This window comes from Citrobacter sp. Cf132, assembly GCF_030333885.1.
Classification (GTDB): Bacteria; Pseudomonadota; Gammaproteobacteria; order Enterobacterales; family Enterobacteriaceae; genus Citrobacter; species Citrobacter freundii.
Map to the genome: position 1 here is coordinate 42214 of NZ_JAOWFA010000067.1, position 21937 is coordinate 64150.

18 protein-coding genes are annotated in these 21937 nt (G+C 50.9%); 7 read left to right on the forward strand and 11 right to left on the reverse strand.

From position 1 onward, the window contains the following. Positions 1–95: 95 nt before the first annotated feature. Both yjdN and OGV85_RS18795 read right to left on the reverse strand, forming a co-directional pair. Complete coding sequence (gene yjdN, locus OGV85_RS18790) at positions 96–545, reverse strand: VOC family metalloprotein YjdN (RefSeq protein ID WP_003031832.1); 450 nt, start codon at positions 543–545, stop codon at positions 96–98. A 139-nt stretch (positions 546–684) separates the two neighbouring features. Then, on the reverse strand, positions 685–1020 hold the full coding sequence (locus tag OGV85_RS18795) for a zinc ribbon domain-containing protein YjdM (RefSeq protein WP_003031835.1): 336 nt from the start codon (positions 1018–1020) through the stop codon (positions 685–687). Positions 1021–1559: 539 nt separating this feature from the next. On the opposite strand from OGV85_RS18795, the gene crfC reads away from it, so the two are divergent. Both crfC and OGV85_RS18805 read left to right on the forward strand, forming a co-directional pair. Then, the gene (crfC, locus tag OGV85_RS18800; RefSeq protein ID WP_047389621.1) at positions 1560–3917 is read left to right on the forward strand and encodes a clamp-binding protein CrfC; all 2358 of its coding nucleotides are present in this window, start codon (positions 1560–1562) and stop codon (positions 3915–3917) included. Next, positions 3914–4807, forward strand: a complete 894-nt coding sequence (locus tag OGV85_RS18805) for a diguanylate cyclase regulator RdcB family protein (RefSeq protein WP_181522669.1) — start codon at positions 3914–3916, stop codon at positions 4805–4807. The genes crfC and OGV85_RS18805 overlap by 4 nt, the downstream gene beginning before the upstream one ends. Before the next feature lie 30 nt (positions 4808–4837). On the opposite strand, the gene kdgT is transcribed toward OGV85_RS18805, so the two are convergent. Further along, positions 4838–5836 carry a 2-keto-3-deoxygluconate transporter gene (gene kdgT, locus OGV85_RS18810; protein ID WP_003031841.1) on the reverse strand — a complete coding sequence of 333 codons (999 nt, stop codon included), beginning with the start codon at positions 5834–5836 and terminating at the stop codon, positions 4838–4840. Between the two features lie 699 nt (positions 5837–6535). On the opposite strand from kdgT, the gene proP reads away from it, so the two are divergent. Continuing rightward, a complete protein-coding gene (proP, locus tag OGV85_RS18815; RefSeq protein WP_003031844.1) occupies positions 6536–8038 on the forward strand; it encodes a glycine betaine/L-proline transporter ProP in 1503 nt (500 codons plus the stop codon). 157 nt (positions 8039–8195) lie between these two features. Then, positions 8196–8285, forward strand: a complete 90-nt coding sequence (pmrR, locus tag OGV85_RS18820) for an LpxT activity modulator PmrR (protein WP_008321468.1) — start codon at positions 8196–8198, stop codon at positions 8283–8285. Here pmrR and pmrB read toward each other — a convergent pair. From pmrB to melR, 7 genes are all read right to left on the reverse strand, one after another. Then, positions 8279–9361 (reverse strand): two-component system sensor histidine kinase PmrB, encoded by a 1083-nt coding sequence (pmrB, locus tag OGV85_RS18825; RefSeq protein ID WP_061547516.1) that lies wholly within the window; start codon positions 9359–9361, stop codon positions 8279–8281. The genes pmrR and pmrB overlap by 7 nt on opposite strands. Then, entirely contained in the window at positions 9362–10030 is a 669-nt protein-coding gene (gene pmrA / locus OGV85_RS18830) for a two-component system response regulator PmrA (protein ID WP_003031849.1), read from the reverse strand. It abuts the gene before it with no gap. Between the two features lie 4 nt (positions 10031–10034). Further along, complete coding sequence (eptA, locus tag OGV85_RS18835; protein WP_003031851.1) at positions 10035–11672, reverse strand: phosphoethanolamine transferase EptA; 1638 nt, start codon at positions 11670–11672, stop codon at positions 10035–10037. Positions 11673–11819: 147 nt separating this feature from the next. Next, complete coding sequence (adiC, locus tag OGV85_RS18840; RefSeq protein ID WP_003031853.1) at positions 11820–13157, reverse strand: arginine/agmatine antiporter; 1338 nt, start codon at positions 13155–13157, stop codon at positions 11820–11822. Positions 13158–13284: 127 nt separating this feature from the next. Beyond that, complete coding sequence (locus OGV85_RS18845; RefSeq protein ID WP_003031855.1) at positions 13285–14046, reverse strand: AraC family transcriptional regulator; 762 nt, start codon at positions 14044–14046, stop codon at positions 13285–13287. A gap of 310 nt (positions 14047–14356) precedes the next feature. Next, positions 14357–16624, reverse strand: coding sequence for an arginine decarboxylase (gene adiA / locus OGV85_RS18850; RefSeq protein WP_008321469.1), 2268 nt, complete (start codon positions 16622–16624; stop codon positions 14357–14359). Between the two features lie 237 nt (positions 16625–16861). Further along, positions 16862–17794, reverse strand: coding sequence for a transcriptional regulator MelR (gene melR, locus OGV85_RS18855; protein ID WP_061547517.1), 933 nt, complete (start codon positions 17792–17794; stop codon positions 16862–16864). A 269-nt stretch (positions 17795–18063) separates the two neighbouring features. On the opposite strand from melR, the gene melA reads away from it, so the two are divergent. The 3 genes from melA to OGV85_RS18870 all read left to right on the forward strand — a co-directional run bounded on the left by melA (position 18064) and on the right by OGV85_RS18870 (position 21199). Further along, on the forward strand, positions 18064–19419 hold the full coding sequence (melA, locus tag OGV85_RS18860) for an alpha-galactosidase (RefSeq protein WP_100280262.1): 1356 nt from the start codon (positions 18064–18066) through the stop codon (positions 19417–19419). A 92-nt stretch (positions 19420–19511) separates the two neighbouring features. Next, positions 19512–20942 carry a melibiose:sodium transporter MelB gene (gene melB, locus OGV85_RS18865; RefSeq protein WP_061547518.1) on the forward strand — a complete coding sequence of 477 codons (1431 nt, stop codon included), beginning with the start codon at positions 19512–19514 and terminating at the stop codon, positions 20940–20942. A gap of 2 nt (positions 20943–20944) precedes the next feature. After that, a complete protein-coding gene (locus OGV85_RS18870; RefSeq protein WP_061547519.1) occupies positions 20945–21199 on the forward strand; it encodes a SemiSWEET transporter in 255 nt (84 codons plus the stop codon). Positions 21200–21225: 26 nt separating this feature from the next. Here OGV85_RS18870 and OGV85_RS18875 read toward each other — a convergent pair whose 3' ends face one another. Further along, positions 21226–21843 (reverse strand): DUF2238 domain-containing protein, encoded by a 618-nt coding sequence (locus tag OGV85_RS18875; protein WP_061547520.1) that lies wholly within the window; start codon positions 21841–21843, stop codon positions 21226–21228. Positions 21844–21937: the final 94 nt, after the last annotated feature.

Genomic DNA, 21937 nt, shown 5'->3' on the forward strand with positions numbered 1-21937 from the left:
GATCAATGTGACGTTTTCGTTAAGGGATAGTTACTCGATGATGAAGAGTTGAGCGCTATTTGATGACAGTACGGGAGGGCTGGCCTCCCGTTGGATTACTCTGTAGGGGGTTGCTGTTGTTTGACGACGTTGATCATCCACGGCACGCCATACTGGTCGCTCACTTTACCGAAACCGTGGGCCCAGAAGGTTTCCTGCCAGTCCATTTCGATTTTTCCGTTTGCTGCCAGGTTATCAAACCAGCGTTTGCCTTCATCGACGTTTTGCGTGTCGAGCACCAGCGTAAAGCCAGAGTAGTGAGCATTTCCGTCCGGGGCGCTATCGCTCATCATGATGTCGCTGCCCGCAACGCGCAGGTTGGCGTGGGCGATGGCGGTGTCGGGGAATTTCATGCCTGAAGGGCAACCATCTTCACTATCCTGCGCCGATTTGGGCATTTCACCGAAGTTGATTTTGTAGAGCAGTTCAGCGCCTAACGTTTTTTGATAGTAGGCGATAGCGTCAGCGCAGTTGCCTGCAAAGGAGATATAGGGACTTAACGGCATAATCTTTACCTCAGGTAAAAGAAACCAGTTAAGTGTAGTTATCGTCTGCATAAATAAACCAGGCGGGAAGTATGAGCTTCCCGCCTGGCAGATGAGCTGGTGTAGACCTGATGAGCGTAGTGCCATCAGGCAATTTGCATCAGTTCTTTTTCACAAACTCAGATTTCAGCTTCATTGGGCCAAAGCCATCGATTTTGCAATCGATGTTGTGGTCACCTTCAACCAGGCGAATGTTTTTCACTTTGGTACCGATCTTCAGCATGGAAGAGCTACCTTTTACCTTCAGGTCTTTCACGACGGTAACGCTGTCGCCGTCGGCCAGCAGGTTGCCGTTGGCATCTTTAACGATCAGTTCGTCGCTGTCCTGTGCCGGTTCAGCATCGTTCCATTCGTGCGCGCATTCCGGGCAGATGAACATGCCGTTATCTTCGTAAGTGTATTCGGAGTTGCATTGTGGGCAGTGTGGTAATGACATGTGGATTTCCTCAAAAGTCAGCAGGGGCAAATGCGCCCAAAAAATGGCAGATTGCCGAAAAAGGCCGCAATTATACATAAAATCCCTGCTTTTGTCGGGACTACTGCGTGATTACGTAAATGATCTGCTGTAAAGACCCTTTGCTTTTACCTCAATGAAAGTATGGGGTAATATTTTTTAAGGGAAATTGCTACGTCAGGTTATTTAAGATAAGGTGAGGCGAAATATCTGATATTCATAGGTAACATCGCCTGGGGATGTCTAAGTCATTGTGATTGAATATCTCAATCCCCCTTAATTTTAGTAGGGGGATTAAGCTGGCATTTTTTAAAACTGAACTACGCTGTTTATCTTTCTTACTTATTACATAAGTGAGAGGTTTCAGGCCAACGGTTGTACGCCAAACTTATTTTAATAATATCAATTGGTTGTTTTGATTTTAATTATTTTCACACGTAATTATAAAAGCCAAAAAATCTATAAATAAAACGATTGGGCTAAATAAAAGCAATGCTATTTGCGTTAAGGAAAGATTTTCCATGCACACACAGACAATATATGAATTAAGTCAGGAAGCGGAACGCTTGCTGATGCTCTCGCTTGAACATCTCAGGCAATTGCAAAAATTGCCCATGACGTCGTTAGATGATGTCGCGCTAAAACAAGGAGAGCATAGCAGTCAGGTTGTTCAGCCCCTGCATTTCAGCGCGCGTGGCATGGATGTCCAGCAAGCAACGCTCAATAATGAGTTGCGCAAGATTACGCGTCTGGAAATGGTGCTGGCGATTGTTGGCACGATGAAAGCGGGAAAATCGACGACGATTAACGCGATTGTAGGGACAGAAGTTTTACCTAATCGTAATCGCCCCATGACGGCGTTACCAACGCTAATTCGTCATACGCCGGGGCAGAAAGAGCCGGTCCTGCATTTTTCACATGTCGCGCCGATTGATGCCTTAATGAAGGTTTTACAGCAGCGTGTGCGCGAGTGCGATCGCCTGCGTCTTACGCAGACCCTGGAAATTGACAAGGATATGAATGTCCTGCTGCAGCATATTGAAAACGGCGTGGCATTTGAACGGTATTATCTTGGCGCACAGCCTATTTTCCATTGCCTTAAAAGCCTGAACGACCTGGTGCGCCTGTCAAAAGCATTGGATGTTGATTTTCCTTTTGCTGCCTATGCCGCGATTGAGCATATTCCGGTTATTGAGGTTGAGTTTGTCCATTTGGCCGGACAAGCAAGCTACCCAGGGCAATTAACGTTGCTGGATACGCCGGGGCCGAACGAGGCGGGACAACCGCACTTACAAAAAATGCTTAATGAACAGCTGGTACGGGCCTCTGCGGTGCTGGCGGTGTTGGATTACACCCAATTGAAATCGATTTCTGATGAGGAAGTGCGTCAGGCGATTATGGCGGTTGGCAAGTCAGTACCGTTGTATGCGCTGGTGAACAAGTTCGATCAGAAAGACCGCAACAGTGACGATGAAGAGCAGGTGCGGGCGTTGATTTCTGGCACGTTGATGCAAGGTGGTATTGCCCCTGAGAGAATCTATCCGGTTTCCTCAATGTGGGGCTATCTGGCAAACAGGGCGCGTCATGAGCTGACGGCCCGTGGGCGATTGCCGGATCATCAGGTGCAACGTTGGGTGCAGGATTTTGCCGAAGCGGCGCTTGGCAGACGCTGGCGAACCACCGATCTTGAAGATACGGAGCATATCCGTCATGCCGCCGACCTGTTGTGGGAAGACTCGCTGTTTGAACAGCCTATCCAGAAAGTGATTCACGCCGCTTACGCCAATGCATCGCTGTATGCGCTACGCTCAGCGTCACATAAGTTATTGAACTATGCGCAAAGCGTGCACGAATATCTGGAGTTTCGTGCTCACGGGTTAACGGTCGCCTATGACAAACTGCGGCTGAACATCACGCATATTGAAGAGGATATGCAGCAGTTAGAAGTGAGCCAGGGGCGGGTAAGCGATGAAGTCAGCCATGAAGTAGAACTGGCGCTGGAGGCTGCTGCAGCCTATCTCAGAGAGCAACAAACCGAGATTCTTTGCGGTATCAACACGTTCTTTATCAAAGAAAACGTCCTGATGATGTCACAACATAGCCTGGGAGCTGGCGTCTCCTCGGCAGAAATGGCCGGAGAAATGCTGGTGCTGCACGATGAAGGCCAGGCGAAAATTGTGTTAGATAAAATTCGCTCGTCCTGCGAGGGGGTATTGCTGGCAGCGCAGGAAAGCATCAGCCGTGACTTAGCCCTGCGTTTTGAACAGCTTGAGTCGACGCTCTCCCGGGCGCTAAATGACGCGATGCGGCCAATTGAGCAAAGGGTGAAAGAGGAGCTAAACCACGCCGGTTTTCGTGCGCGGATCCGTTTTCCAGCGTTCCATACAGCGATGTTTAATTTCAATACCCGCCAATTGTTTAACGAAGCCATTGAACAGGATATCCCGGTGGAAAATCCACCGTCTACTGGTGGTGCGGTGCGTGACACTTTCTCTCGTTGGCTAAATCAACCCAACTGGGGATGGAATGATTACGTCGAAACAAAAACGCGTTATCTCATTGATATGGGCGCTTTGCATAAGAACCTTGTGCAGTATGTCTCCCAGTTTTGCCAACAAATTCGTAAAGCTTTAGTTGCTCAGGTCGATATTTCCGTTACGGCAGGCATGGCCACGTTTTTTGCAGATTTTTCACTGTGTCTGGCGCAATTGCAGGCGAGCCTGAGTGAGAGTCTGACGCTACGCCAACAAAATGAATCCGCGGTGAATGCAATGAATGAGCAATTGCAGCAGCGCATTACGATTGCGGCATGGCTTTATGAAGATTCCCGTTTGCTGCGTGACGATATCAATACCCTTTTTGCAACCGAGCACACATGACTAACGTTTTACTGGAAGGCCCCGGGAGGACGCTGGAGTGTGTCTACCCGAAGTTTATGGTCGATCTGGTTCAGGGAGATGAAACCAAACGTTCCGGCGGTTTTCTGCAACAGCAGCAGCGGCTGCGCGCGCGTCTGACGCAGGAGGTGTTATCCCAGACACAACTGCGGGCGTGGGTGATGGCGGGAGTGTCCAGCGAGCATCTGGTGATGCGTCTTAAGCTGGTAGAAAAGTTGGCGGGCATGATCGACCCAGGCCATCTGGCGCTGGTGCGTATTGCCGAAGGGCTGAAGTTTTTACAACAAACCGAACACCCGCGTGGGCTTTCAACCCCCGGTCTTTTACAACAAATAAATTCACTGACTGACTGGTTTACCCAACGCGCTGCGTATAAAGAGAAGGCGCTGACCCAGCGTGGTCTGACGGTTCAGGCGGGCGAACACAGCGAACAAATTTTTACCCGCTGGCGGGCTGGCGCATATGACGGTTGGTCGTTACCTGAACGCTGTTTTGTTGCGCTGGAGGAGTTGCGCTGGGGAGCCTTCGGTGACGCCTGCCGGTTAGCGAATTCCGATGTGGTGTTAATGCTAAAAGACAACCTGCGAACCATGGCCGCTCAGGCGTTGGCGGACAGCGTGAATGCGGCGCCTGCTACGCGTCATTACTATCATCATTGGCTCAGCACGCCAGTTGTCGGCGGATCGGGCGAGTATAACGATATGCTGAGCTGGTTAGGCGGCTGGTGCGATGCGCAGCGTCATCCGGTGAGCTGGTCGGTGACGCAGCGTTGGCAAAATGTGGCGTTAGGAATGCCGCGATTGTGTTCGGCGAAACGACTGGCTGATGCGATGGTTGAGGAGATTTTTGCACCGTCCCCACTCATCAATTGAGCAGGGACGGTCAGTGTGGCTAAGACAGAGTTAGTGGTGCAGAGAGTCTGCCGGGGTGGACACCGTTTCGTTGGCGACCAGGTTTTTATTAAAACGTTTGGCGTACAGCGCGGTGATAATCGGCACCAGAATGGCGGTGACAATTACGCTGGCGGCAACCAGCGCCGTAGCGGATGCGGCAACCGGTTCGAACGCCGGGTTAATCTGGGCGATAATCACCGGGTTTGCTACCGCAGCGCCTGCTGCTGAAGAGGCTGCTACGCCTGCCGTACCGTTCCCGCCACCAATAACACGGTCTGCAATAATCAGAGGGATACCGGTGATGACGATAACCGCGACACCCAGCAGGATACCCAGCAGACCGGTATCAACGATTACGCTCAGGTTAATGGTGTTACCCAACGCGAAGCCGAAGAACGGGATCAGCACCGGAGTGGCTTTGCTGAAGAAAGAACGCAGGTCATGATCCAGGTTGCCTAATGTAAAGCCAATCAGGAACGGTAATACCGCGCCGATGAAATGGTGTGGCTCGAAGGAGGCCAGACCCGCGGAGCCGAGGATCACCATGGTCATTAACGGGCCGGATTCCAGAGACATCAACACAAATGCGCCGGACTCTTCTTTGGTGCCGTACTGGTTCATCAGGCTGGCGTACAAACCACCGTTGGTCATGTCCATTGCGGAGACAATTGCCAAAACTGAGAGGCCTGCAAAGAACCCGGTTTGAATACCGGTATCAGGAATGAATGAAGCCGCAATCATTGCCACTACCCACGCCACGGCTATTTTGGTTATTACCAGCGTACCGGACTTGCGTAATACCGTGCCGGTTGCCCGTAAATCAATAGATGCGCCGATACAAAAAAACCACACTGCCAGAATCGGTACCGTTCCGCTGATCATTCCTTTGGTAAACGAACCGAAATACGCACCGGTATCCGGAGCTAACGTATTTAACACTGCGCCTAATAACAGAGGAATCAACATCATTCCGCCGGGGATGCGTTCAATCGTGGCTTTAATTTTCATAAACGTCCTCATGTCTTGTCGCCGCTAATACTAGCGCAAGAGAGTAAAAATTAATAAATTCAAATGGTTACTGGTTTTTCTTAACAAAGAAACTCGCTATCTCTTTGTTTTATAAAATCTAACGCGGCATACGTTGAGCGTGTTGCTGCTCCCAGGGATATTGCGTCTGGAATTAGTTTGCATTCATGGGAACATTGATTCAATCAAAATAAAACGATGTTTTAGTTATCTTCATCACATATTCCGAGCAAAAGTTCCCGGTCGCTCTGATTATTAAAAAAGCTGTGATCTTTTTGTGAAGGGATTAGGTATTTTTTTTGCTAGCAGAATAATAATGACCACTGTGATTGTTGGTGCAATAAAGCGATTTATTCTTGTATTTAATTGTCAGTAAATCGCAAGCGTTACATGTAAAAAAGATGACTAAGAATGACCTAATTTACGCATGTTGACGAAATGAAAAACTATATGTGAAGTTGATCACAAATTTAAACGCTGTTAGGGTAAAGAGGTCATTAACCGCCCAATCAGGCGTCAACAGGTTCGGTTGTACTGTGCGTTTCTCGTCAGTGTAAGTAAACCTGCTACGCTTGTTACAGGGAATGCGCCTGTGCGTTCCCCGCTCGGTGATGACCTTGACGCATGGGCGTTGGGGGACTCGAACTGGAGCGTGACAGGGCTAAGTCTATGAGGACGAGTATGCTAAAAAGGAAAAAAATAAAACCTATAACGCTGCGCGACGTTACCATCATTGATGACGGTAAATTGCGAAAAGCCATTACCGCAGCGTCGTTAGGTAATGCGATGGAATGGTTCGATTTTGGTGTTTATGGATTTGTTGCTTACGCATTAGGTAAAGTGTTCTTCCCGGGGGCTGACCCCAGCGTGCAGATGGTTGCTGCACTCGCCACCTTCTCTGTTCCCTTTCTGATTCGACCGCTTGGCGGATTGTTCTTCGGTATGCTCGGCGATAAATACGGTCGTCAGAAGATACTGGCTATCACCATTGTGATTATGTCGATAAGTACCTTCTGTATCGGTCTTATTCCCTCGTATGCCTCGATTGGTATCTGGGCGCCGATTCTGCTGCTGCTGTGTAAGATGGCACAGGGATTCTCGGTCGGCGGAGAGTACACCGGGGCGTCGATTTTTGTCGCGGAATATTCGCCGGACCGTAAGCGTGGATTTATGGGCAGTTGGCTGGACTTCGGATCGATTGCCGGGTTTGTGCTGGGTGCGGGCGTGGTGGTTCTGATTTCAACCGTCGTCGGCGAGGAAAATTTCCTTGACTGGGGCTGGCGTATTCCGTTCTTCCTGGCGCTACCGTTAGGGCTGATTGGTCTGTACCTGCGTCATGCGCTGGAAGAGACGCCGGCGTTCCAGCAGCACGTGGATAAACTGGAGCAGGGCGATCGTCAGGGTCTACAGGAAGGTCCGAAGGTTTCGTTTAAAGAGATTGCGACTAAGCACTGGCGCAGCTTGTTGGCATGTGTTGGTTTGGTGATTGCTACCAACGTCACCTACTACATGCTGCTCACCTATATGCCGAGCTACCTGTCGCATAACCTGCATTACTCCGAAGACCACGGTGTGTTGATTATTATCGCCATCATGATTGGTATGCTGTTTGTGCAGCCGATTATGGGGTTGCTCAGCGACCGCTTCGGGCGTCGTCCGTTTGTGATCATGGGCAGTATTGCGCTGTTTGTGCTGGCGATTCCGGCATTTATCCTGATTAACAGTAATGTTATCGGTCTGATTTTCGCCGGGTTGCTGATGTTGGCGGTGATCCTCAACTGCTTTACCGGGGTGATGGCGTCCACGTTACCGGCAATGTTCCCGACGCATATTCGCTACAGTGCACTGGCCGCCGCGTTTAATATCTCGGTATTGATTGCTGGTCTGACTCCGACATTGGCCGCATGGCTGGTGGAAAGCTCGCAGAATCTGATGATGCCTGCTTATTATCTGATGGTGATTGCGGTGATTGGTTTAATTACCGGCGTGACCATGAAAGAGACCGCCAATCAGCCGCTGAAAGGGGCCACGCCTGCCGCTTCAGATATTCAGGAAGCGAAAGAGATCCTCGGCGAACACTACGATAACATTGAACAGAAAATCGAAGATATCGATCAGGAAATTGCTGAGCTACAGGTTAAGCGCACGCGTCTGGTGCAGCAGCATCCGCGTATTGATGAGTAATCGTGTCATTGCCTGATGGCACGCAGCTTTTAGGCCTACGGGTAGCATTGTACTTTGTAGGCCGGATAAGGCGTCAGCCGCCATCCGGCGCGTGGCCTTAAGGTTGGCTTAATATCCTTCAGGCAAACTCTCCTCCATAGTTTCGGAGGAGAGTGTCATGAAAACCCGTATTTATGAAAGTTTGACCACCGTGTGCAGTTTGCTGATCGTCAGCAGCTTTTTGTATGTATGGGTGAGCTCTTACTGAATTTTCGCCAATTTCACCCATGCGCGAGTGCCGTTGGCTCCCTGGCGATTTTGCAAATAGAAATGCCCTTGATGTAACTGGGTGATGCGACTGACAATGCTCAGCCCCAGTCCAATTCCGCCAAAGCGGCTGTCCATACGCACAAACGCTTTACTCAACTCCCCACATTTACTTTCATCAATGCCCGGCCCTTCATCTTCGACGGCAAGGACGGCATCCTGCTCTGTGTTCAGGCTAATTGTAATATGGGTGCCTTCCGGGCTGTAACGATGCGCGTTTTCCACCAGATTTCGTAGTAGCATCCGCAACAGCGTAACATCACCAGGCACGACAACGTCCGCCGCGCTTTGTGGCAGGAGCAGCGTCTGTTTACGTTGGTCCAGCATGGTGCTGAGTTCATCGTAGGAGGGCAGAATAACATCCTCCAGCAGCTTGACATGCTGGTAGCTCCCGGCCGAAAACGACTGTCCGACGCGGGCGAGTTGCAGCAGTTGCGATACGCTGTCCATCATTTGATCCAGGCGGGCAATTAGCGGCGAAACGTCGACCTTATGGGTTTTGGATAATAATTCCAGATGCAGGCGCACGCCTGACAGCGGTGTGCGCAGTTCGTGAGCGACATCGGCGGTAAATAAGCGTTCGTTTTCAATCGTGCTGGTTAGCCGCGTTACCAGGTCGTTGAGCGCGGAGACAACCGCCTGGATCTCAATGGTTGAGCTGTGAATTTCAATCGGGGTCAGGTTATCGGCTGCCCGCGCCTCCAGCTCTTTTTGCAGATCTGCCAGCGGGCGAGTAATACGTCGCACTGCCTGGTAGCAAATCAGCAGTGCCAGGCTGACCATAAAGATGCCGGGGACGATCAGACTGGCGATGGCCTCGCGGATCTCATGCATGATGTGGCGATCGTTATTGCGATTTTCGCGCAATGCCTGTTCGAATAACTGTATTTGCTCGGTACTTTCATGCCACAACCAGAAGGTGCTAATCAGCTGAAAGACCAGCAGAATAAGACCAATCGTCAGCATCAGGCGATGACGAAGCGGGAGCGGTTGTTTTAGATATTGCAGCAGCTTCACTTAGCTTTCCTCAGTGGCAACCAGCATATAGCCAAATCCCCTGACCGTGCGGATGCGAGATTTTCCGACTTTGTCGCGCAGGTTGTGAATGTGCACTTCCAGCGTATTGGTCGACGGTTCGTTATCCCAGCTGTAGATGTCGTTATACAAAATTTCCCGGTGTACCGGGCTGCCCGCTTTGAGCATCAGGCGCGACAGGAGTGCGTATTCTTTCGGCGTTAAGATAACCTCTTGCCCGTCCATCCACACCTGGCGCCGACCGATATTTAGCGTCAGATTGCTGACAATGAGTTCACTTTCACCCTGATTGTTGTGACGACGCAGCAGTGCCCGGATGCGGGCGTGCAGTTCTTCCAGTGCGAACGGTTTGACCAGATAGTCATCGGCCCCCACGTCCAGCCCGCTGACCCGGTCTTTCACCGTGTCGCGGGCGGTGAGGATAAGTACCGGCACGGTGTATTTTTTCTGCCGGATCCGGTTCAGGAAATGCAGACCGTCTTCATCCGGTAAACCCAGGTCCAGAACAACCAGACTGTAATGTCCGCTCTCCAGACACTGCTCCGCTGCACGGGCCGTGGATACGCCGTCGCAGGCGTAGCCTTCTGTTTGCGCGGCGAGTATCAGTCCCTGTAATAACAACGTATCATCTTCAACAATCAGGATTTTCATTCGTTTAGCCTCCCCGGCAGGGTTGCAGAATATCATCCGCCGCCTGATATTTCTGTGTTTGTACGCCCGTTAATCCCAGCAGGGTCGAGAAGAGATTATCCTGTGAGAAATCTTCTGAGCTTGCCCGTTTTTGCAAACATGTCTGAGAGACCTGATAGCGTTGCTGATAATCCTCGGAGAGCCACAGCAGCATCGGCACATGTTTTTGCGTATCAGGTGCAATCGAATACGGCAGGCCGTGCAAATAGACGCCATTTTCCCCTAAGGATTCGCCGTGATCGGAAAGATAGACCAGGCTGGTGGTGAAATTATCCTGGTGCTCTTTCAGTATATTGATTGCTTTATCAACAATATAGTCAACGTAAAGAATAGTGTTGTCGTAAGTATTGACCAACTGTTGCTGTGAACAGGTCTGGATTTCGTTGGTATCGCAGGTTGGCGTAAATTTCTTAAACTGCGCAGGATAGCGGTTGTAATAGGTCGGACCGTGGCTGCCGATGGTATGCAACACAATCACGCCGTCGCCTTTCAGGTTATTAATGTACTCTTCCAGCCCGTGGAACAGGACTTCATCGTAGCATTCACCGTCAATACACTGCCCCGGCAGGTTCAGCTTAGTCATATTCTGGTGTGGAACCCGGTCACAAGCCCCTTTGCAGCCGCCGTCGTTATCGTTCCACAGAACGTTAATTCCCGCCCGTTGAATAATGTCGAGCACGCCTTCCTGATGCTGCGCCAGTTCTTCGTCGTAGTGCGCGCGTGGCATATCCGAGAACATGCAGGGTACTGATACTGCCGTTGCCGTTCCGCAGGACGTTGTGCGGGGGAAATAGACCACATTATCTTTTTCCAGCAGCGGGTTGGTCTGGCGCGAATAGCCTGACAGCGAGAAGTTATCGCCACGTGAAGTCTCGCCGAGAACCACAATCGTCAGGTTCTTACGCTTTTCTTTCACCATCAACGGATTGCGGTGTGCATCTTCGCCAATGCGTACCAGCGGCAGGTGGGCCAGCCTCTGGTGTGAATACCAGGATGACGTCGCCACAATGCTGTTGGATGGACTGAGGGATTTCACCAGTTCTTTGTTGTTGCGAAACAGTGAAGCGTAATCTTTATAGAAGAACGCAGCGACCAGCACGATCAGCAGTGCGGAGATCAGAATGTTCGCGCCACGGAACAGTATGCTGCGCATGACAGACGTGATCGGTTTGATTTTTACCCAGCAGGCAATAAGTGCGGCCAGAATGCCGCTCACCCCGAGCGTGATGAGCAGTTGTGGCGTCAGCAAAGCAAAGGTTTCGGCGGGGGTGGTGTCCATCATATTGGCGATCATTGAGCGGTCGATGATGATGCCGTAGGTCATGATGAAATATTGGGCCGATGCGCCAACCAGAATGAAAATGCACGCCACCAGGCGATTAAGCCACAGGAATGAGGCCAGTGTCAGCACAATGTTCATGACGCTGAACGCGACCACCGGCATTGATAAAAACACCAGCACGTTACGCACAGAGTCCAGAGGCAGGTCTTGCAGCACTTGTTTATAGAACGCAATGTTCAGGAAGGTCGCAAGATAAAATGAGATCAGCAGAAGCCAGCTGATTAGCCCGAGAGTGGGCCTTTTAAACAAGAGCTTTAACATTAAGGGGGGTTCCATCGACTATGTGGCGCAAATCCTCTCAAAGTAAAATTAAGCCAACCTTAAGTTCTTAATGTTGATTTTTCGAAGAGCGGTGGGAGAACGTTGGCCCGATGAACTTACGCCATCGGGCCACGACGATTGTTGGTGTTAGTTATTGTTTACCGGGGCATCCAGTGGATACGGGTTTTTATGGATCCGGTTGTAGTTCAGTGCGTACAGAGCGGTGATGATCATCAACGTGACGAACGACCACATCACTTCTTTGGCTCCGGAACCGACAACCGCCCAGATGCAGTAGACAAAGGCGATAAAGGTCACCAGTAAGTACATCGGGCGTGCTTTACCAAAGTGACCATGGCCGAGCAGCAGCAGCGCGGCACAGGTATACAGATACGGCACCAGGGTGAAGATAACGGAGACCGAAGAGACCAGACCAAACTCTTTCGCTGCGTTCGGCGACATGCTGCTGAACTGGAAGATGGTCATCAGAATGCCGACGATAATTAACCCGGCCACTGGTGTACCGGCTTTGTTCACGCGGGCAAAAATCGGTGGGAACAGGCCGTCATCGGCTGCGGCTTTGGCGGTTTGCCCGGCAAGCAGCGTCCAGCCGCCCAGAGAACCAAGACACCCGGCCGCAGCACAGAAGGAGACAATTGCCCCTGCGGTGTCACCCAGCGCCATGCGTGCGGCATCACCGAACGGAGAGGCTGAAACACGTAGCGCCGCGTTAGGGATCATACCCATGATCGCGGTGGTGGAGAGCACGTAGCAAACAGCGGCAATCAGCACGCCGCCCATGGTGGCGATAGGTACGTTACGTTTGGGGTTTTTAACCACGCCAGCCGCGACGGAGGCGCTTTCTACCCCGATAAATGACCATAAGGTAACATTCAGAGTGCTTTGAATCGCGCCGAAGGTGTTCATGCCGCTGACGTTCCAGGCCGCCATATAGGTTTCACCGCGGAACCAGAACCAGCCGAAGACGGCAATCCCGACAATTGGTACCAGTGCCAGTACCGTTGCGACGGCCTGCACGCGGGTGATCATTTTCGGTCCGACAATGTTCAGTAATACGAAGATCCACAGTACTACGACACAGGTCAGCGTCAGGACCAGCGGATCTTTTAAGATGGGGAAGAAGTAGCTCAGGTAACCGACACCAATGACCACCATGGCGATGTTACCAATCCAGCAGGCCAGCCAGTACAGCACGTTGGTCTGGTAGCCCAAAAAAGGACCGAAGCAGCGGCGGGCATAAGCATAAGAACCACCGGGACTGGAGTCTAAGGACGACATTTTGGCGTACACCATCGACAGTGCCAGAGCACCGATAATCGTGACCAACCATCCGTAGATTGCAATCCCGCCAGTTGACGCAAGGTTTGCGGGTAGCAGGAATACACCGGAACCCATAATATTCCCCGACACCATAAGGGTGACGGGGATTAAGCCCACTTTGTGAGCATCAGCATCCGTCGACATATTTTCTAACTCCTGATAAGGATAAATGACGCCTTATCATACCTCGTCAAAAGTCTGTTTAATGATGGCGGAGCTGGGGTATCGCTAATGCTGATATTATTATGGCTTATCGCTAACTGATTAAAAATCAGGCGGCGGATGGCTCCCTATGTTGACTAACATAATGCAGAGGCGTCATCCCATAGAACTCTTTGAATACGGAGATAAAGTATGAGGTACTGTTATATCCACATAGTTGAGAGACCTGGGAAATATTTTTGCCGTCCATCAGTAATTGATTGACGGCATATCGCATGCGACAGGTGGTAATTATTTGGCTGTAACTTGTATTTTCACTTTTGAGCTTTTTCTTTAACAAACTGGGACTCAGGCATAAGCAACTGGCAACCATGCTTAAATTCCAGTCTTTATGTATATCGCTCTCAATAATGTGATAAACGCTGTCGCTGATACAGTTGCGCAGCATATACATGAGCAAAGAGATAAACTTTTTGCTGTCGAGAAAGCGTGATAACACCGTGAACAGTAGCGAGCGCGTACGCTCTCTTTCAGCTTCGTTCACTGTGTCCATTACGCTATGTTGGGCAGCCACCCTGAAGACATCCGGCGTCAGACACGCTGAGGTCATTACTGGGCTGGCACTGCGTTGCCAGAGTGGGATCTGTGAAAGGTCTTTATTTAAAAAGCGCAGATAGTCTTTAATGATATCGCGGCTAATATGTACGACCAATGCGTTATTAAGTGATGAAAAATCGATAATATTATTATCGCATGCCACCAGTGCCATATGATTAGCTTTTAAACTGATGGCTTCTTTACCGTTAATCCTTAACCAAACATCCTTCTCCGTTAATACAACAACACAAGCTTCTTTGCTGCAAAGCTTCATACCCAACTCCAGGAATATGAAAAAACACCGTAGCTCAACATCAGATGAGCCAAATCGGCTAAATTGAAATTGTATGATGAAACCAGGACCGCAATAAAATAACGTGTCTGAAATTAATTACAATGTTTGGTGGGATTTTTCTTATGTACACATTTTTTTACGCAAGTGGAAAGATGCTATTTGCGTATAAAAAAAGCGCGGGGTGGTCCCGCGCAAAAAGGTATGACAGTGTTATTGTTTTGCAGCAATACTCAGGAATTACTCAAGAATGACATGTCTACCTTAAACATCGGACTATCTAAAAGAGACCTTATGCTTTCACGCACATAACGTGATAAACACCGTCAATAATTTCCGTTCCTTCGGTTTCATGTTCAAATCCAGGGAAGTGGTGGTCCCAGGACTGCAACGAACGCAGGTACCCAATTTGCGGGCTGTTGGCATCGCCAAAGTTTTCACCGGACAGCAGCATCGGAATTCCCGGTGGGTAAGGGATCACGGAGTTTGCCGCAATACGTCCCGCCAGATTTTCAATCGCCACCATCTCAACGTTGTCACTGACTATCGCGTTGTAAGCGTCACGCGGAGTAATATCCGCATCCGGCAGACCGGAGTAGGCTGCATTGAGACGGCTGCCTGGGTTGTTCTCTTTCAGCCAGGCGAACATGGTGTCGCCCAGATCGTGAATACCCATGTTGGCATAAGTGTCAGGATGTTCCTCAACCAGTTCTGGCATCACCTGTGCCAGCGGGGTATTGGCATCGTAGTGGTGTTTGAAAGAGCACAGCGTGTTGATCAGTGTGCCCCATTTCCCGCGGGTAATCCCCATGGAGAACAGGAACATAATCTGGAAATCGGTGGTTCGGGTCGGCACGATGCCGTGGCGGCCAAGCCAGGCGGTAACCAGTGCGGCCGGTACGCCGTTCTCTTCCAGTTCGCCATCGTCGCCCATCCCCGGTGCCAGAATGCTGACTTTGATCGGGTCCAGCATGCTCCAGTTATCCGGCAGGTCTTTAAAGCCGTGCCAGGATTCACCCGGACGCATCACCCAGCAGTTCTGATCGGTTGCCAGCAATGTGGCTGGCGCGTCGGCAAAGTCATAGGTTTTACCGGTCTGCGGATCGGTTACCACTTCTTTGTTCCACGGTTTGAAGAACCAGTCGCCTTCGGCGGTGAACTCTTTGTACAACCGTGCCATGGCCTGACGGAAATCGACTGCTTCGTCGATCACTTCCTGAGTGAGCGACAGGCCGCTGTTACCGTCCATCATGGAGACCGCCACGTCGTTTGAGGCGCAGATAGCATACAGCGGAGAGGTGGTGGCGTGCATCATGTACGCCTGGTTAAAGCGGGAGAAGTTCACGGCCCCACGCCCTTCACGAACGTGAATGTAAGATGCCTGAGAGAGCGCATTCAGCAGTTTGTGGGTCGAGTGGGTGGCAAAAACGGTAGGACCGTTATGATCGCCCGGCGCGCCACGCATGGCGTAGTGATCGGCATAAATTGGGTTGAAGCGAGCATAGCCGTACCAGGCTTCATCGAAGTGGATGCGATCGCTGGTTTGTGCGAGCAGATCCTGCGCCTCTTTGGCGTTGTAGCAAACACCGTCGTAGGTACAGTTGGTCACAACGCTGTAAGACGGTTTTTGCCCAGCTTTGCCTTTGGTCAGCGGGCTTTCGCTGATTTTTTTCTGTAAAGTTTCAGGCTGCATTTCTTGCGGGTAGATAGGCCCGATAATGCCGTACCGGTTGCGGCTTGGCACCATGTACACCGGTTTTGCCCCGGTGAGGATCAGCCCCTGTTCGATGGATTTATGGCAGTTACGATCCAGCACCACGACGTCGTTGTCGGTCATACAGGCCTGCATGATGGTGCGGTTAGAGCCGGAAGTCCCGACCACTACGGACCAGGAACGGTCGGCACCGAACACGCGGGCAGCATTTTTTTCACTTTCCCCAAATGCGCCTGTATGGTCGAGTAAAGAACCGAGATTGGTACGTTCAATCCCCATGTCGGTACGGAAGAGATTCTCACCGTAGTAGTCATGGTACAGTCGACCGGCAGGTGTTTTGGTGAAACCGACACCGCCCTGGTGACCCGGTGCAGCCCAGGAATACTCATGGACATTGCTGTATTTCATCAGGGCGTTGAACAGCGGTGGTAACAACTGCTGACGATAGCGAGTCATCGCTGCGATGGCACGGCCAGCGATAAAGTCAGCGCTGTCCTCCAGAATCCAGGCGAATTCATCGACAAGCTCCAGCAGGTCGCGATCCAGCGATGCGGTGGCTTTTTCGCGATCGCCCAGCAGGAATACGGGAACGTTTTGCTGGCGCTCGTGGAGCTTGCCGATCAATTGCCTGACGTTCAGGTGTTCGTCTTGTTGTTCCATTTGATAGCTGAACATCAGGCAATCAATGGCTTCATTGGCGGCGAGGATTGCGTAGCCATCGTCGAATGAGGTGGACTTAATGACGGTAACATTTTGGCGGCTTAATGCGTCAGCCAGACGTTCGACAGCGCTACCGACCCAGGTGTCCTGATGCAGAAACTCACTTTCAACAATTAATACTTTCATCATCTTTTACCCGGTTGTGGAAAGGTTGCAATCTATGAATTGCAGACACACCGTATGAATGTGACGCAGGCAAGTATTATCCTGTCAAAACGGGCTGTAAAGCGGGTGAAAAATAGTCTGATTTATGTTTAATTTGTTTTTAAACATATGGTTACGTTTGCTTATTGGCGGTTTTTCACCACCGTTTATCGACAGGGGGATTATTTTTTTGGCTGATACTGATATGGCCGAATGATATCAACCAGCCATTGTTTGCCGATGCTGCTGGCTTAGTTTGCGGTACTGCTGCGGCGACATGCCGACAAACTTGCTGAAGGTGTCATAAAAACGGCTGCTGGAACGGAATCCGGCGGTCAACGCAACGTCGAGAATGGTTTTATCGGTATCGCTTAGCAATGCGCGGACGTGATTGATCCGCATTGCCGTGATGTACTGCTTCAGGGTGAGTTGCATTACGCGTTGGAAAATCCCCATCGCGTAGTTGGCGTTGAGCTTCACGTGTTCCGCGACGTCGTTGATGGTGAGCGCCTGATCGTAGTTATCGGCAATAAAGCTCAGCATTTGGCTGACGTAAAACTGGGCGTGCCGCGACACGCTGTTTTTGTGGGTCCGCGAGGTTTTATTGACGAGTATAGGCTGCCAGCCGGAAAGGCTAAACCGCTTGAGCATCAGACCAATTTCATCAATGGCGAGCTGGCGAATTTGTTCGTTCGGGTTGTTCAGTTCCTGTTGCCAGCGCTGAACTTCAAAGGTGCTCAACTGCTGCGACGCCAGCGATTTGATGACCATTCCATGGGTAACATAGTTGATCAACTCGCGATCCAGCGGCCAGGAGAGGAAAAGGTGCATCGGTAAATTGAAGATAGCCATACTTTGGCAACTGCCCGGACGCGTGAGTTGATGCGGTGTGCAGGCCCAGAATAGCGTGATGTGTCCCTGTTTTATCTGTACGACTTCGTTGTTGATCAGGTACTCGACGTCACCATCAAACGGCACATTGATCTCCACCTGCCCATGCCAGTGGCTTGCTGGCATAGCATGCGGTGAGCGCAACTCGATATCCATCCGTTGATATTCTGAGTACAGCGATAGTGGGCTGCGGGTTTGTTCTTCATCGCTACTGCACATGTGCGGATCGGGGGGAAGAGGCGATGTCGGTAATGTACTCATGGTTGCTCCATTTCCTGAATTATCAGAATCATGTCATTTAACACGTATTAAGGCTGAGAATCAGGACACAAATTGGACCGTTACCATTGAGCATAGCGACATTTTGCGGCCACATACTCTGCTTTTTGGGTAATTTTGTCCCATAAACTCAGATCCAATAGGGTGCAGAGTGATGATCTGAGTTTATGGGAATGGTCAGCAGAGAAGTCGGAAGTTTTCAGCTATACGCTGTGCCACCATGACTGTGTTTACTAATGTTCTGGAGAGTCATGATGTCTGCACCCAAAATTACCTTTATCGGCGCCGGTTCCACGATTTTCGTCAAAAATATTCTTGGGGACGTCTTTCACCGCGATGCGCTTAAATCTGCGCATATCGCCTTGATGGATCTCGATCCTACGCGTCTGGAAGAGTCACACGTTGTTGTGCGCAAGTTGATGGATTCTGCGGGCGCGTCTGGACGAATCACCTGCTATACCGATCAAAAAGCAGCATTACAGGATGCTGATTTTGTGGTGGTCGCTTTCCAGATCGGCGGCTATGAACCCTGTACCGTCACCGATTTTACGGTGTGTAAACGCCATGGTCTGGAGCAGACGATTGCCGACACGCTGGGGCCGGGCGGCATTATGCGCGCGCTGCGCACCATTCCGCATTTATGGCAGATTTGTGAGGATATGACCGAAGTCTGTCCGCAGGCCACCATGCTTAACTACGTTAACCCGATGGCGATGAACACCTGGGCAATGTATGCGCGCTATCCGCATATTAAGCAAGTTGGGCTGTGTCATTCGGTGCAGGGGACGGCGGAGGAGTTGGCCCGCGATCTGAACATTGACCCTGCCTCTTTGCGCTATCGCAGTGCCGGGATCAACCATATGGCGTTTTATCTGGAGCTGGAGCGCAAAACGGCGGACGGCGCCTATGTGAATCTCTACCCGGAGCTGCTGGCGGCCTATCAATCCGGTCAGGCGCCGAAACCGAATATTCACGGAAATACCCGTTGCCAGAACATTGTGCGCTATGAAATGTTCAAAAAACTGGGGTATTTCGTCACCGAATCGTCGGAGCACTTCGCCGAATATACGCCGTGGTTTATCAAACCGGGGCGTGAAGATCTGATTGAGCGCTATAAGGTGCCATTGGATGAATATCCGAAACGTTGTGTGGAACAGTTGGCGAACTGGAAAAAAGAGCTGGAAGAGTACAAAACGGCTGAGCGGATCGACATTAAACCGTCGCGCGAATATGCCAGCACTATCATGAACGCTATCTGGACCGGTGAACCAAGCGTCGTCTATGGCAACGTTCGCAATGACAATCTGATCGATAACCTGCCGCAAGGTTGCTGTGTTGAAGTCGCTTGTCTGGTTGATGCGAATGGTATTCAGCCAACGAAAGTCGGAGCTCTCCCGTCACATTTGGCGGCTATGATGCAAACCAATATCAATGTTCAGACTCTGCTAACGGAAGCCATCCTGACGGAGAACCGCGATCGTGTTTATCACGCGGCGATGATGGATCCGCATACCGCCGCGGTACTGGGGATTGAAGAGATTTATGCGCTGGTGGACGACCTGATCGCGTCTCACGGCGACTGGCTGCCGGCCTGGCTGCACCGTTAATACACAATCACGCCGGGCAGAGCATCCGGCGTTTAACCTCTGACGTTTCCTCTTACAGAAGGCGGGCGCTGGTAACAGCGACCCGATACCCTATGAGCATCTCTCTGACAACAAAACTCAGTTACGGATTTGGAGCGTTCGGTAAGGATTTCGCCATCGGTATTGTGTACATGTACCTGATGTATTACTACACCGACGTGGTGGGATTATCGGTGGGCGTCGTCGGAACCTTGTTCCTGGTGGCAAAAATATGGAACGCGTTTAACGATCCGGTGATGGGGTGGATAGTGAATGCCACCCGGTCGCGTTGGGGAAAATTTAAACCCTGGATCTTACTCGGTACGCTGGCGAACTCGTTGGTGCTGTTTTTGCTCTTTAGCGCACATCTGTTTGAGGGGACGGCGCAAATCGTTTTTGTTTGTGTGACGTACATATTGTGGGGGATGACCTACACCATTATGGATATTCCATTCTGGTCGCTGGTCCCCACGATTACGCTGGATAAACGCGAACGTGAACAACTGGTGCCGTTCCCTCGTTTTTTCGCCAGCCTTGCAGGGTTTGTCACCGCGGGCGTGACGCTACCCTTTGTAAACTATGTTGGCGGCGCGGATCGCGGGTTCGGTTTTCAGATGTTTACGCTGGTGCTGATCGCATTTTTTATTGTTTCTACCCTCGTAACCTTGCGCAATGTGCATGAAGTGTATTCCTCTGACAGCGAAGCTACCGCAGACAGCACCCGGCTGACGCTGAAATCAATCCTTGCGCTTATCTACAAAAACGATCAGCTTTCCTGCCTGCTGGGGATGGCGCTGGCTTACAACGTGGCGTCCAATATCATTACAGGTTTTGCGATTTACTACTTCACCTACGTGGTGGGTGATGCTGACCTTTTCCCATACTACCTCTCCTATGCCGGAGCAGCTAACTTGCTGACATTGATTCTCTTTCCCCGTCTGTCAAAGGCGCTTTCTCGCCGGGTACTGTGGGCTGGCGCTTCGGTTATGCCAGTTCTCAGCGCAGGCGTATTGCTGATTATGGCATTGGGGGGATTCCACAATACTTTCCTGATTGTTACCGCAGGGATCCTTCTGAACATTGGTACGGCATTGTTCTGGGTACTTCAGGTGATTATGGTGGCGGACACCGTAGATTATGGTGAATACAAGTTTAACGTCCGCTGCGAGAGTATTGCCTATGCCGTGCAGACGATGGTGGTCAAAGGTGGTTCGGCATTTTCCGCTTTCTTTATTGCGGTGGTGCTGGGGTTGATTGGTTATGTTCCGAATGCGACGCAATCTGCTGAGACCATCCTCGGCATGCAGTTCATTATGATCGCGCTGCCCACGCTCTTCTTCGTTGTGACACTCGCGCTCTATTTCCGTTACTACCGGTTGAATGGCGATTTGCTGCGTAAGATTCAGATCCACCTGCTGGATAAATACCGAAAAGTGCCGTCGCCCGTCAAGCAGTCGAATACCCCGGAGATTCCGGTGGTAGTGGCCAGCGATGTGAAGGCGTAGCTATGGAGTGGCATTCCTGGATTGGCTATCTGGCGGCAACGCTGACGACGCTCTCTTTTTTACCGCAGGCGATTAAGGTTATTACCACCCGCAACACCCAGGGTATCTCCGGTTTAATGTATGTGATGTTTGTGTGCGGGCTGGTGTTGTGGCTGGCTTATGGGTTATTGATTGAAGATACCGCTGTCAGCATGGCGAACTTTCTGACGCTGCTGTTCGCCTTGCCGATTCTGGTTATCAAATCTCGTAATGGGTAGGGCAGATTGCCGGATAAGCGTTAGCACTATCCGGCAATTTTTAACTGTCTGTTGTGCCACCCTGCCAGCACGAGCACCGTCGTTAGCGCGCCGAGCAGGGCGCAGAACATATCCGACTGGGTATCCCACGGGTCGCCTTGCGTACCCAGAAAATCATCAGCTCCCTGGCCCATCGCCAGCGCCGCCCACCATTCGATCAGCTCATACATCGCGCTAATCGCCAGCGCTACACAGCAGACCAAAAATGCCAGCATTTTGCGGCCACGAACACGATCACCGCGCACTAAAATCTCTCTTGCCGTCAGTGCAGGTACCAGTCCCTGGAAGAAGTGACCCAGCTTGTCATACGGGTTACGACTGAGATCCAGCCATTCCTGAACCTGAAAACCGACGGGAACTTTGGCGTAGGTATACATACCGCCGACCATCAGAATGATAGCGTGCAAGAAAATGAGCGTGTAGAGCATTGGCGTCAGCGGATACCGTTTTTTAGTCGCCAGCAATAACGGGACGACAATAATGACTGGCGTGACTTCCATCAGCCAGGTGATTTTCTCCGAGGCAGAGGTACCGGTGTATATAAGAATCAGCACCAGTAGTAGCGCGCCAGTGTGCAAAATTGTGACGTTCAGGGTACGAAGCATTGCGAATTCACAAGTAATGGAAAAGGTCACTATTCCCTGTGCGCAGCAAAAATTCAAGGTCAGTAAATGGGGGGATAAAGGAGGCCCGGGGGGA

What these genes read in the sequence shown, in the direction of transcription:
- yjdN (WP_003031832.1), bottom strand. Translation starts at nt 545, where the DNA reads ATGCCGTTAAGTCCCTATATCTCCTTTGCAGGCAACTGCGCTGACGCT.
- proP (WP_003031844.1), top strand. Translation starts at nt 6,536, where the DNA reads ATGCTAAAAAGGAAAAAAATAAAACCTATAACGCTGCGCGACGTTACC.
- OGV85_RS18870 (WP_061547519.1), top strand. Translation starts at nt 20,945, where the DNA reads ATGGAGTGGCATTCCTGGATTGGCTATCTGGCGGCAACGCTGACGACG.
- eptA (WP_003031851.1), bottom strand. Translation starts at nt 11,672, where the DNA reads ATGTTAAAGCTCTTGTTTAAAAGGCCCACTCTCGGGCTAATCAGCTGG.
- pmrR (WP_008321468.1), top strand. Translation starts at nt 8,196, where the DNA reads ATGAAAACCCGTATTTATGAAAGTTTGACCACCGTGTGCAGTTTGCTG.
- OGV85_RS18795 (WP_003031835.1), bottom strand. Translation starts at nt 1,020, where the DNA reads ATGTCATTACCACACTGCCCACAATGCAACTCCGAATACACTTACGAA.
- OGV85_RS18805 (WP_181522669.1), top strand. Translation starts at nt 3,914, where the DNA reads ATGACTAACGTTTTACTGGAAGGCCCCGGGAGGACGCTGGAGTGTGTC.
- pmrA (WP_003031849.1), bottom strand. Translation starts at nt 10,030, where the DNA reads ATGAAAATCCTGATTGTTGAAGATGATACGTTGTTATTACAGGGACTG.
- melA (WP_100280262.1), top strand. Translation starts at nt 18,064, where the DNA reads ATGATGTCTGCACCCAAAATTACCTTTATCGGCGCCGGTTCCACGATT.
- crfC (WP_047389621.1), top strand. Translation starts at nt 1,560, where the DNA reads ATGCACACACAGACAATATATGAATTAAGTCAGGAAGCGGAACGCTTG.
- kdgT (WP_003031841.1), bottom strand. Translation starts at nt 5,836, where the DNA reads ATGAAAATTAAAGCCACGATTGAACGCATCCCCGGCGGAATGATGTTG.
- melR (WP_061547517.1), bottom strand. Translation starts at nt 17,794, where the DNA reads ATGAGTACATTACCGACATCGCCTCTTCCCCCCGATCCGCACATGTGC.
- OGV85_RS18875 (WP_061547520.1), bottom strand. Translation starts at nt 21,843, where the DNA reads ATGCTTCGTACCCTGAACGTCACAATTTTGCACACTGGCGCGCTACTA.
- OGV85_RS18845 (WP_003031855.1), bottom strand. Translation starts at nt 14,046, where the DNA reads ATGAAGCTTTGCAGCAAAGAAGCTTGTGTTGTTGTATTAACGGAGAAG.
- adiC (WP_003031853.1), bottom strand. Translation starts at nt 13,157, where the DNA reads ATGTCGACGGATGCTGATGCTCACAAAGTGGGCTTAATCCCCGTCACC.
- adiA (WP_008321469.1), bottom strand. Translation starts at nt 16,624, where the DNA reads ATGAAAGTATTAATTGTTGAAAGTGAGTTTCTGCATCAGGACACCTGG.
- melB (WP_061547518.1), top strand. Translation starts at nt 19,512, where the DNA reads ATGAGCATCTCTCTGACAACAAAACTCAGTTACGGATTTGGAGCGTTC.